Here is a 12423-nt window from a genome sequence, read left to right on the forward strand (position 1 = left end):
TGAACCGAGCAGTTTAATTAAAAAATTCAATGAGACTATGGTAAATCTCTTTGGCTTTTTTATCTCCGCTTACACCAGTGATCCTTCCACCCAATCGATAATAATCATTCACCTCTTCCAAATGGCGTAATTCGACAGCCATACGAATGGGTGCTTGCAGTTTAAAATTGATATCTAAGGTAAAGGTTGGTTTCACTTTTAATGCTTTGATAATTTCCATATCGTTCACTTCCAAGGCGACTCCACCTCGGGAAACGTTTAAAACGTTTTGTTTGATATCCAGAATATGGGTATTAGAATCCATAATTCTTTCTTGAAACGTACGTTCAACCTCTTTAAAGAGATCTAAAACTTCACTTGGGATTCGAGTTCGTTCTGTCTCCAGAGAAAGATATGCAAAAAAATGCATCTCTTTCATTTGGATGAATAAAGGATAATAGATGTAAGATCCTATTTTTTTCTTTTTATATTCATTTACTTTATCATCTAATAAAAATTCGTCCTCAAATGTTTTTTTCGGATCAAAAACTTCATCTGTAGGAAACGATTCAAAAGTTTCCGTATCCAAAATAAAAATTGGTTTTTTGTGTTCTTTCATCAAATCTATTTCATCGCTATGGATCGATGCTGATGTAAAAACTACTTTGGATTGAGGATAATTTCTGAGAACTGTCCTTTGGATGTCGGAAAGGATAACCTGCGAACTAACTCCCGTTAGTTTCGAAAAATCAATATTTGTTTTTGCAATTAAAAAATTCGAAGCAACAACATTGCCCCTCACCTTTTCATTCCTTGGATCTTGGCGGGTTATATAGGTTTGCCTTCGATCAATTGCTTTTCCAAGAAGTAAATTGTCTTTTTGATTTTGGACTTCGTAGTCAATTTCAACATGAAAACTAGGAGTGGCTTGGATCGTAAAAATGGTTTCAATCATTTCGGGCATTGTCTCCAATTCCCAAATATGCGCACCATCAGGGCGTTCTCCTTTGAACTTCACTTTGACTGGTGAGTCGTACCCTTTTAGATACAAACCATTCCCTGCCATCATCTGTTTGAAAAACTCTGGTAACGCACGGACAGCTTCTAGTGGAACATACTCGCGTTCTTGGTCGAAATGAATTTTGACTCGATTGATCATATTAGTCTATCTTCTTGAAATTCACACGTCTATTGCGAGATCTTCCTTCTTCTGTTTCATTGTCTGCAATGGGTTGCGAATAATGATACGCTTGTACCTTCATTCGTTCTTTGGGAACACCCTTCAGACGTAAATATTGGTATACAGAGAGAGCTCTATCTTCACTTAGATTGATGTTGTATTCTTTATTCCCTATATTGTCAGTGTGTCCACCAATTTCAACTTTTTCATTTTTGTGATGGATGAGGAAGTCTGCCAAAAGATCCAATTTTTTCTTATCTTCATCACTCAATGTTCGTTCATTGAACGGGAAATAAATAATTGTATTGTACAGGTCATCAAAGTCTTTTACATTCCGAAGATACAGAACCGTTTCTTTTCCTGACATCTCGGCGAGTTTCTCTTTGGAAAATAAAAAGGTTTCCTCTTTGTATCCTTTGGCTCTTGCTAGGATTTCAAAATCCATTGTAGGAGTTTGGTCTAAATCAAAATGACCATCCACGGCCGATAAGGATTTTCCTTTCCTCGTCAAATCATCAAAGTAAAAACAAATAGCATTGGGAATCACAAGGTCTGTTTTTTTATCTTTCACGACAAATCGTATCCCTTGAATGGTTTTGTCAGGACGATTGTCCTTTACGGGCCTTATGGGTTGTAGGATGATTTGGGAATATTGTTCTTTGTCTTTCCCCACATTCCCACGAAGGTCAAGAAGTAACTCGGTCGGATGAAACCCTGGAGACGAAACTTCCACTCGGTACAATTTTCCTGTTTTGATGGTTGTGCGAAAATTCTCTGCATCTTCCAAGGAAAGGTCACCACCGATTCGTTTGGAAGTAATCACCTGGATGGGTTTGGTATCATCATAGATTTTTAACGTGGAATCAAGTCCAATCATGATCGCTTCCGAACCATCAAGGACTAACCCTCGGAAAACAAACTCATATGTACGTCTGAGGTCTTCCGGTACCATTGTTCGGTATATATCAAATTGCCCTTCCCCACCAGGTCGATTTGATGCAAAATAAAACCATAGGTCATCAAAAGTGACAGATATCCCTTCATTATCGCTCTCTTCCCAAAGGCTATAAGTGGAATAATCAGAAGGTGTATCAAATGGAAACCCCGTAGATTCGCCTGACAGAGGTTGGTTGGTGTTAAATGGATTTCCTAATAACTTAGGCGTTTCAAATTGCCCACTCGATTCATTGTATTCACTATAATAAAAACTAAACTTCCGGTTTTTGTCCCCTCGGTTGGAACTAAAATACAACCGAAGTCCATCCCAATGAAAATTGGGACTGATTTCATCTTCCCCAGTATTGATCACAGGACCCATCGAGATGGGTTTTTGCCAAATCCCATCTCGGCATTTGATTTTTGGTTTGTCTGGACTTTTTTCTGTCTCTTTTGTCGTTGGCTCGCGTTTTGAGATCCATAAATCAAACCCACCAAGCCCACCTGGTCTGTTAGAGGAAAATACAACCGAACATCCGTCAGGCGAAACGGCAGGCATCTTATCTTCGAAGTTAGAATTGATTTCATTTAAATGAGTAGGGATTGCCCAAAGCCCAGTCCTTTGGTTGATCTTCGTATAATAAAGATTTAATCCGTCATATCCTTCACGATTCTTTTTGCTGTCTTTTTGAGACTTGTCCCTTACGGAAGTAAAGTAGAGTTCGTATGGTTTTTCTTCCTCATCAAAGAGAATGGAAAACATACCCTCAAAATTGGTCGTATTCAGCTCACGAAAATTTTTCGGCGCAGACCAAACAGGCAATTTCATTCGGTCGGGAAAACTTAAGTTTTCCGAAATCCATAAATCCATCCCCCCTTCCCCACCAGGCCTGTTGGATTGGAAGACCAAATACCTTCCCGTTGGGGAAATGATCGGATTGTATTCCACATTTTGGGTGTTGAGTGGTGGGTAAAACCTTACATCCTTCACCTTCGGAAGTGGTTGGCCAAGGAGTGGAAACACCGAAATGATTAAGGAAACAAGGATTTTTTTCATCTGCCGTCTCTCCTATGTATCGGCCGAACGGAATTTTCTGCCAAGGGAAAAATATGGCTTTAAGAGTGAGCATCCCAAGGAATCCTCTAAAACATGGCTGAAATCTTCGGAATCTTAAACATCACCACTGACTCCTTTAGTGATGGAGGTAAGTACATAAACCCCGATGACGCTATCAAAAAAGGAGTCCAACTCTTACAAGAAGGGGCTGATTGGTTGGATGTCTCAGGCCAATCTTCCAATATTGCGGCAAACCTCGTCACAGAGGAGGAAGAATGGAAACGTGTGGAACCTGTCATCCGTTACTTTGTTCCGAAAGGGGTTCGAATCAGTTTGGATAGTTTCCGACCCAATGTACAAAAGAAAGCAATTGAGGCTGGGGTTCGTTGTTTGAATGACATCACTGGATTTACCTACGAAGGGGATCGTGAGTTTTTAAAAACTTACGGTGCAAAGCACTCTGATCTAAAATTCATCATCATGCATTCGCATAACAGAAATATTGCGAAAATGAAATCAACTTTGTCTCCAGAAAAAGTAATCAAAAAAATCCAGATCTTTTTTAGAGACAGAAGAAATGATCTAACTGCGATGGGAATTTCAGAATCATCTATCTTTTTTGATCCAGGGATGGGTTTTTTCTTGAGTGATGACCCTATGGTTTCCTTTCGAGTGCTTCAAGATCTAGAAATCCTAAAATTGGAATTTCCACAACTGATGGTGAGTGTCTCTCGAAAATCATTTCTCGGAAATGTTTTGGGAAATTTACCAATTGAAGATCGGGAATTTGCAACTCTCGCATGTGAATTACATTTATTAAAAAATAAAATCCCTTTCATTCGGACGCATAACGTCCTTAAGCTGAGACATGCCGAAAAAATTTGGAATTTATGCCAAGAGAGTGAATGACATCACAGTTTTAAAAATCCATCCAACAAAAATGATTCTGGAATCTCTATTTAGAATCCATCGAAGCGTAGGCTAACTCCTACCTGATCGAACTGCCTTTCTCACATCCTTACCTTCTTTGGAAAGTGTTGGAAAAAAAACAGACTCAGGAACGGAATACCCTTTTTCTTTTGCTTTCCGGTAGTACGGTAACAAAGAATCCCATTTGGGATTGTCTTTTAAAACAAGAAGAGTGTCTCTCCAAAGTTCTAAAAAATAAATTTCTGTTTTTTCATTGGCGGAGGCAGATTCAGCCCATTTGAGGGCAACATCATAACGACCCAATTCAAAGTTTGCTTTTAAAAAATAATAATGATAATCCTTATTTTTTTTGGCAGAGACTTCCAAGGATTTTGCATAATCAAGCAAACTAAACCAATTCCCTTTGTGAATTTGGATGTCAGCCATTCCATACAAAGCATTTTCATGAAACGGAACAACTTCTAAAATTTGGTTCAAATATCCTTCCGCAAATGGAAAGTTCCCTACTTGTAAATAGTAATTTGCAAGTTCTTCATAAGCAATTAATTCCCAACCTTTGACCCGTGAAAGAGCATCTAACAAAATGACTTTCTCTTCAATTCGTAACCTTTGGTCCAACTCTTTCAATATGGTTTGGTAAGTGACGGAACTCCGAGAAGGTGATTCTTTTGCTACTTTCTGTTTGAGGATTTCATACTCATCTAAAAGAAAATAAAAACGTAGGCGATTGAGATGAACGACCACTTCATTCGGATTTGCCAGGATACAATTTTCCCAAGTGGCCGCGGCTGAATCCAATTGGATCGATTTGGTGAGCCGGATTCCTTCCTCATTACATTCTTTTGCTTTTGGATTGTTTGCCTCTAAAAACAATGTGTCTGATTCAATGACATCCTGTTTGGCGATTGGGTAACGACATGTTGCCAGTCCAAGGATTGGAAACATCAATAAACAAATGTAAATGCGTTGTTTCAATTTAGGAAATTCCGTCAGAATCTGATTTTTCCTTCATCTTTTGGGCAAATACCAAATACTGCATCGCTTTTTCTGGGTTTCCATTGAAAAGATACAATAAACTTAAATCCAAGGCTTCCTGCGGATCTGGAGGAGAAAATTCATCTGGATTTTCTTTGGAGAGCTCCAGTTTGGTTTTAAATTCTTTTAATTTCTTTTTTGCCTTGGATTGGATGCGTTCCAAACTTTCTTTCGCTATGGCATCATCCTCTTGCCATGTGGACTGTAAACTTTCGTTAAAATGAGTGAATCCAACATCTTCTTTTACCATCGCTGTGAGTAAATTGGCAGAAGCTTTATAATTCCCTTGTTTTGCTAAAATTTCGGATTGGATGATTTTTAATTGGGCATTCCCTGGATATAAGATCAAATAACGCTCAATCATTTTTAAACTTTCTGGAAAACGATTCCTTTCGTAATAAAACATCGCAAGCCCTCCTAAAGCTGATTTATGGTTCGGTTCAATTTTGATGACATTGTTCAAATACACTTCGGTTTTTTCGTCGTTCTCTAATTTTTGGTAAGCTTGCGCGAGTAACAAGTGTGCTGAGATAAATTTCTTTTCAAAGGATAAGGTTTGTTTAAGGAAACTAATCGCCTTTTCCGTTTCATTATGTTTATAAAGGGAAACTGCCAAATTATAACAGTTCTTTACATTCGCATGTAATTTGTAGGCTTTCGAAAAAAGTGGAATGGCATCAGCGTGTTTTCCTTGTTTGGCGTAAATCACACCTAAATTTTGTAAAGCCAAATGGTAATCGGGATTTTTTTCTAAAAGTAATTTGTATTGGGTCTCGGCACGTTCCCACTCACCATTACGCTCTAAACGTACTGCTTCATTGAAAAGGGCTAAAATTTCCTGTGCCATACAGAGGGATTATCGTTTCGGAATTCATTCTCCCCTAGAATTTTTATCACGCATTTAGAAAAACCTTCCGAAAGGTACACACAAGAGTCCAGAGAAAGGGGAAAATTATGCAAAGACTCATACTCATTACCATTTTATTGTGGTTGGTGTCCTGCAGTTCTGCTGATGCCACACGTAGGGATTATAGTGCTTCTGGTGATCCAGAGGATATTTTCTTCGAACGTTCACAAAAATCGAAACCTACCGGAACAAATGGATCGAACGACCCAGTGGCAAGATCCATCATGGATGATTTGGAAACAAAATCCAAACAAACCACCACAGCCCAGGCAGACCTACCAACAAAAAAACCAACCACTCAATTCGATGAAGTGGGTTTATCCTCTTGGTATGGACAAAAGTTCCAAGGACGTCCAACAGCAAGTGGTGAACCATTTGATCGCATGAAAATGACGGGAGCACACCGAACCCTTCCCATTGGTACCGTTGTGAAAATCCAAAACCTAGAAAACCAAAAGGAAGCTGTGGTTCGTATCAATGACAGAGGGCCATTTGTGGATGAAAGGATTGTGGATGTTTCCGAAAAAACAGCAGAAATCTTAGAATTTAAAGACAAAGGGATCACAAAAGTTGGCATCAAAGTTCTCAAAAAAGGCGAAGATGAACTAGCAGATGATTTAGATGATTCTGACCTTTTAGACGATACCCCAGCAAAACCTGAAAAATTGACTCCTGTCAAACCTGGTGTCACAAAACCAATTGCTGCGGGAAAAGGATTTACGGTCCAAGTTGGCGTTTTCCAAGAAAAAGAAAGAGCCATCAAATACCAAGAAACCATCAAATCTGAGTACAACCAAACCGTCTTTGTCACTCCAAGAGATGGAAAATACGTCGTTCAAGTGGGGGATTTCGCAGACCGTTCCAAGGCTGAATCTCTCAAATCAAAATTGAAATACGATGGGATTGATTGTTTTATCGCAACCCGTTAGACATTTCCCCTTTCTTCCGAGCAAAAAAGTACAGTTCTGATTTGCTCGGAGTGGGTGGAAAATGAATTGATTTCACATTTTCTCCTGTTACGATTTCGTATTAAATTAACAATTAGAAGACCCTATGAGTGAAACCACATTATCCGTTGACCACATACTAACAAATTATTATACATTCGGTAGTTTAATTGTCACTGTCCTCCTTGCGGTCTTGACTACATTCTTCTTCTCGTTGAAAGACAAAACCGTTGCCACAAAACATATGGGACTCGCCTGTTTGTTTTTAGCTCTCTTCCAATTTGGTTATCTACTCGGTGCTTTTTATTACCATCCAATTGCTTCATACCATCGATGGATTACAGGCAGTTTCATCTTGTTTGGTATCATTCACTTTGGGCAGTTTTTCTTCCGATTCCCTGACAATCGCAGTGAAAAAGCAGCGAACATTATATTAGCAGTTTTTTATGCTATTGGGATCGTTGTTGCGTTGTGGTTTCTTGTTACGGTCTCTCAAGGGGAAAGAAAATACCACTTTACCGCACACCATTGGGACTTCAACTCTGAAGGTGCAAGCCGAATCTTGAGTTTAGTGATCGCAGCATTATCGTTCCTCAACTTTATCGTGATGCCTAGTTATAGGTTATTCAATATTGAAAAAGAAAAACGTGGTACTCTCATCATCATGTTGCTCGCTGGACTCATTGCCGCAATTGTTCCAAATGTAACGAATGTAATGAGCCGTGATGGAGCCATGGAAAGGTCTACCTATCTGACCGCACTTGTTCTTTTGTTTACGTTTACCTTTTTTATCATCACAATTACTTTCATTAACAATAGTACAGAACGTACGACGTTTATGGTAAAGATTGTGGGTATTTCGTTTGTCACAATCCTTCTCATCATGCAAGCCTTCTCTTATTTGGTGGACCAAGAGAAGGAACTCTCCTTTGACAATACAGCCATCCAAAAGGCATTACGTGTTGCGGAAGGGGGAGAAAGGTCCAAGGACATTTTATTTGTCATCGAATATGATTCGAATGGACAAAACTTAAAAAAAGCCTATCTTCCATCAACTGTCACCTTGGACCTACCCCTTGTACAAGCAGACTTATACAATACAGCCTTGTATCATGAACTAATTTCCATTAACGAGGAAGATTATAGAACTTCCCTTAAAGGTCTTATAGGCAAAACACCTTACTACTTTGAAGGATACAAATTTGCTATTTTGAACTTTTTGGAAGAAAATGCAGATTTAGAAGGGCAAGAACTTAAATCAGAAGTCTCAAAACTCGTCGAAAAATTAAACAAACGGACCTTCATCAACACCAATAAATTGGTTGATATTGATCCTGATCTTTTCTGCGAAGAAGGTGTCAAATACATCGAAAAAGTAAAAAATGTAGATACTTTCCGTGATTCCATTTTGAAACATGTGAACGAATGTAAGTGGGATGGAAAAGAAATCTCCGGCCGTGACCTTAAAGTGGAGATGTTAAAATATTTCCGTTATTTTAAACCAGACTTAACTCGCCACTATCGCAAAGACTTAGATGGACTTTCGCATTACGTTGCTTATATGACGTATGATGCAAAGAAAAAAATCAATCGCGAAGTAGGTTTTAATTACCGCGATTATAGAAGTTACATGCACAAGTCAGCAAAACTAGAACTTGTCATTCTAGCAATTGTGATGATTGTCCTTTTAGTAGTGTTTCCACTTTTCTTTCGATCTGCACTAGTAAATCCACTCTATGCATTACTTGCTGGGGTTGAAAAAGTAAACCAAGGGAATTTAGAAGTAGAAGTTCCGATCAAAGTAAACGATGAGATTGGATTTTTGGCCGAGTCATTTAACGGGATGGTATCCTCCATCCGCGATGCAAGACGAGAACTCCAAGATTATGCAGAAAACCTAGAAGAAAAAGTAAAAGAAAGAACCAAAGAACTCCAAGAAAAAATGGATGAGATCCATCGTTTGAAAGTACAACAAGATGGTGACTATTTCTTAACTTCTCTTCTCGCCAAACCTTTGTTCTTCAATGCGAATAAATCAGAAAACATTCGCTGTGATTTTTTTGTGCACCAAAAGAAAACCTTTGAATTCCGTAATAAAACAGGGGATTTGGGTGGAGATATTTGTATCACAGGGAACTTAAAATTAGGAAAACCTGATGATTTCCGTCGTTATACTATGGTGATGAACGGTGATGCAATGGGGAAATCCATGCAAGGGGCTGGTGGATCTCTCGTTATGGGAGTTGTGATGAATTCCATCATGGCTCGATCTGCTGGGAACAAACGGATCCTAAATCGTACACCGGAAGAATGGTTAACTGATGTTTACGAGGAAGTCAATGCTGTCTTCAAATCCTTTAGTGGTACCATGGTAATCTCTGCCACTGTCATGCTCATTGATGATGAAACAGGTAAGGTATGGTACTTCAACGCAGAACACCCTTACAGCATTTTGTATCGTGATGGAAAAGCAAGTTTCATTGAAGAAGAATTAAAACTAAGAAAACTAGGCCTTGATTCTGAATATCCATTCGAAGTTCAAAGCTTCCAACTATTACCAGGTGACCAACTCATCCTTGGATCAGACGGTAGAGATGACATCGATTTAACTCCTGATGAAGATGTCAGAACTATCAACGAAGATGAAACAATGGTATTACGTTTTGTAGAAGAGTCCGATGGCGACATTTATGAAGTAGAGAGACTCGTTAAAAATGCAGGTGATATCACTGATGATATCTCAATGTTAAGTGTTGTCTTCAAAAGTGAAAAATCTCCTATCCACCACACACCTCCAAAAGATGAAATCTCGAACCAACCAATCGATGATTTTTTTGACACTCCAGGTGATGATTGGGATGAGGCACTCACCACATCAGGTGCGTTTGAAGAAGGGAAAGCACTCTACCAAAATGGTGAAATAGAGCGAGCCATCACCGTTATGAAAAAAGCATTCCTTTCTGATCCTAACAACCAAAAACTAAATAAGTTCCTTGGCCTTGTCAGTTACAAAGGAAAAGAATATGACATCGCAGCAAAAGTTCTAACAGAATTTTTAAAAGAGAATGAAGGTTCAGGTGAGTATTGGTATTATCTGGCAATGTCAGAGAAAAAACTTGGGAATTATGAAAGGGCTTTAAAAGCAGCTCAAGAAGCTTTAAAACATGAACCTGAAAACTTCCAAAATCTCATCAATTTAGCTGACGTTAGCCGATTGTTAGGAAACGTCGATAGAGCCCTCACTTATGTGACCAGAGCTCAGTCGATCGACCCAACAAATAAAAACGTTGTTAAACTTTCAAAACTCTTAGAAAAAGCAACTAGCCTCAATTAATTGAGGTTAGTTCTAGATTCTCTAAAGTTTTAGCTTCCAAATAGTTTATATACTCATCAAATGTTTTCGAAAGAACCAAAAAACACTCTTGTAATTTGGTTCTTTCTGTTTTCACTGCTTCCTTATCTTCTAAAAGCATAGCTTCTTTGATCCGTATCGCACATTGGTGTAATTCCTGGTGGGGGGCCTCTAATTTTTCATGGATTCGTTTTTGATTTTGATCGAGAACGGAACTTTGGTAATACCATAATCCCATTTTACAAAGTGTATGATTCAGTTGAGGAAGATTTTGCACTAAATTCGTTTGGATTGCATCATCCACAGCTTTCACCCAATGGATATGATCCATCCTTCTATGGAAAATAAATTCCAATAACCAAACTGAATTCTGATTTGTAATGAGTTTCACTGTTTCTTCAATTTTAGCAAAAATAGAATCGAAGTCAGTTTTTGAATGGATACTGTGATCAGAAAGTACATGCACTTGATTTGAGATACTCGTGGAATCATTTGCAATATTGGCAGAAGCACTTCCCACTTCTCGTAATTTTAGTTCTAATTCATGGAATTGAGATATCAAAATTTGAATTTCACTTAGATTAGAATTCGATTCCTTTCGATTGGCAATGATTGCAGTTTCAATACCTTGGATCTTTTCTATGATTTCAACTAAAACTGATGTCCTCGCCTTTGAATTTTCCTGGAATTCCAAAAATCGATTTCTGATGTGTGCCGCAGAGTCCTGGATTGTTTTCACTGCTATTTTCGTATTTTCAGCGAGTTTGGATACACCATCAGCAACGACAGAAAATCCACGTCCACCCTCACCTGCCCTCGCTGCTTCGATGGATGCATTGAGTGCAAGTAAATTGGTGCGATCAGAGATGTCTTTGACAAGCTGAATGTTCTCGTTAATCTTTTTCAAATCATTGTATAAGGACAAAAACTCTTCGTCATTTTTTTGGTTTTCCAATTTTACCCATAACGACTGCTTGGCGATATTTTCAATTTCCTTCGAAGTTTTTTCCAAACTTTTAACTAGTTCCTGGTTTCTTTGTCCAGTTTGATCAAATGTTTTTAAGGTTTCTGAAATTTGAAACGAAATGGAATGGATGACGGCATCCAATTCTTCAGCGCTACTAGCTAAATTCATCGATATATCACTGAAATGAGACAAACTCGAAACAAACTCCGACTGTACTTTTTCAATGTTCTTTAAATTGGTCGATGTTCCTAAAATGGAAGTTGCAATTCCATCAGCCGACGATGCGATGAAAGAACGAATTTTTTTTTGGATTTCAAATAATTCAAGGAATTCTTTATCCATAGGATTTTCAATCGATGTATTTCGAATGATGTGTTCTCTTATGGATTTGCGATTTTGGATGAGACTCAATTTTATAGAATCGTTCGTTTTAAAAGGAAACATAATACGTATCAATATTTTCATTGGACTCTTTCCTTCACCATTTTCTTACTTCGAATGGTTGAAATTTGAAAAAACCAGCTTGCCATAGATAGGAAAATCTGACAAAATAAGCGAATCCATTTTTTAGAATAAGGATCTGTATGAATTTAAGAATTGTATTAAGTGTTTGGGCAGTCGTACTACTTTCTAGTACTACTTTACTCGCGCAAGATGCCAATGTGGCTTTAGGAAGATACCTTCCACCTGAAAAAGATTCGGTCATCGAAATTTTCAAGTGTGGTGATAAATACTGTGGAAAAACAGTTTGTATCAAGGACAACGCTTACCCAGAAAAAGAGAAAGACAAAGGGATTCCTGGAACACCTTATTTAGATCACAATAACGAGGATCCTAAGTTAAGAACCCGTCCCAATTTAGGAATGGTCTTTATCACTGGATTTGATTATGCGGGAGAAGGTGTTTATAAAAACGGCCGTATTTACAATCCGCGTGATGGAAAAACATACTGTGGAAAATTCACAGCTCTTGACGGTGGCAATCGATTGGACCTTAAAGGAACTCTTTGTTCCATCACATTCATCGGAAAAACAAACAATTGGGTGAAATTAGGTTCTATGAACCTGGACGATCCTAAATGGGATTGTACGTTTAAAACTAAAAAATAATTGAAATGATCAAACACCTGCCGA

General features: G+C 38.3%; 9 protein-coding genes. 4 read left to right on the plus strand and 5 right to left on the minus strand.

Translation table 11 applies throughout. The features are described 5' to 3' along the window. Positions 1-13 precede the first annotated feature (13 nt). Positions 14-1138 carry a DUF1577 domain-containing protein gene (locus LEPBI_RS15855; RefSeq protein ID WP_012390158.1) on the minus strand — a complete coding sequence of 375 codons (1125 nt, stop codon included), beginning with the start codon at positions 1136-1138 and terminating at the stop codon, positions 14-16. A 1-nt stretch (position 1139) separates the two neighbouring features. Beyond that, positions 1140-3152, minus strand: coding sequence for an OmpA family protein (locus LEPBI_RS15860; RefSeq protein ID WP_012390159.1), 2013 nt, complete (start codon positions 3150-3152; stop codon positions 1140-1142). A 93-nt stretch (positions 3153-3245) separates the two neighbouring features. On the opposite strand from LEPBI_RS15860, the gene folP reads away from it, so the two are divergent. Next, positions 3246-4061: a dihydropteroate synthase gene (gene folP, locus LEPBI_RS15865; protein WP_012390160.1), complete on the plus strand. Its 816-nt coding sequence runs from the start codon at positions 3246-3248 to the stop codon at positions 4059-4061. 72 nt (positions 4062-4133) lie between these two features. Here folP and LEPBI_RS15870 read toward each other — a convergent pair whose 3' ends face one another. Continuing rightward, the gene (locus tag LEPBI_RS15870; RefSeq protein ID WP_012390161.1) at positions 4134-5057 is read right to left on the minus strand and encodes a tetratricopeptide repeat protein; all 924 of its coding nucleotides are present in this window, start codon (positions 5055-5057) and stop codon (positions 4134-4136) included. Between the two features lies 1 nt (position 5058). After that, a complete protein-coding gene (locus tag LEPBI_RS15875; RefSeq protein WP_012390162.1) occupies positions 5059-5964 on the minus strand; it encodes a tetratricopeptide repeat protein in 906 nt (301 codons plus the stop codon). A 107-nt stretch (positions 5965-6071) separates the two neighbouring features. Between LEPBI_RS15875 and mpl36 the strand changes: the two genes are divergently transcribed. Continuing rightward, complete coding sequence (mpl36, locus tag LEPBI_RS15880) at positions 6072-6953, plus strand: RlpA family plasminogen-binding lipoprotein MPL36 (protein ID WP_012390163.1); 882 nt, start codon at positions 6072-6074, stop codon at positions 6951-6953. Positions 6954-7077: 124 nt separating this feature from the next. After that, on the plus strand, positions 7078-10305 hold the full coding sequence (locus LEPBI_RS15885) for a SpoIIE family protein phosphatase (protein WP_012390164.1): 3228 nt from the start codon (positions 7078-7080) through the stop codon (positions 10303-10305). Here LEPBI_RS15885 and LEPBI_RS19370 read toward each other — a convergent pair. After that, positions 10298-11755 carry a methyl-accepting chemotaxis protein gene (locus LEPBI_RS19370; RefSeq protein WP_012390165.1) on the minus strand — a complete coding sequence of 486 codons (1458 nt, stop codon included), beginning with the start codon at positions 11753-11755 and terminating at the stop codon, positions 10298-10300. The two genes, LEPBI_RS15885 and LEPBI_RS19370, sit on opposite strands and share 8 nt — an antisense overlap. Before the next feature lie 119 nt (positions 11756-11874). On the opposite strand from LEPBI_RS19370, the gene LEPBI_RS15895 reads away from it, so the two are divergent. After that, the gene (locus tag LEPBI_RS15895) at positions 11875-12399 is read left to right on the plus strand and encodes a DUF2147 domain-containing protein (protein ID WP_012390166.1); all 525 of its coding nucleotides are present in this window, start codon (positions 11875-11877) and stop codon (positions 12397-12399) included. Positions 12400-12423 lie beyond the last annotated feature (24 nt).

The sequence above is a fragment of the Leptospira biflexa serovar Patoc strain 'Patoc 1 (Paris)' genome (assembly GCF_000017685.1).
Lineage (GTDB): Bacteria > Spirochaetota > Leptospiria > Leptospirales > Leptospiraceae > Leptospira_A > Leptospira_A biflexa.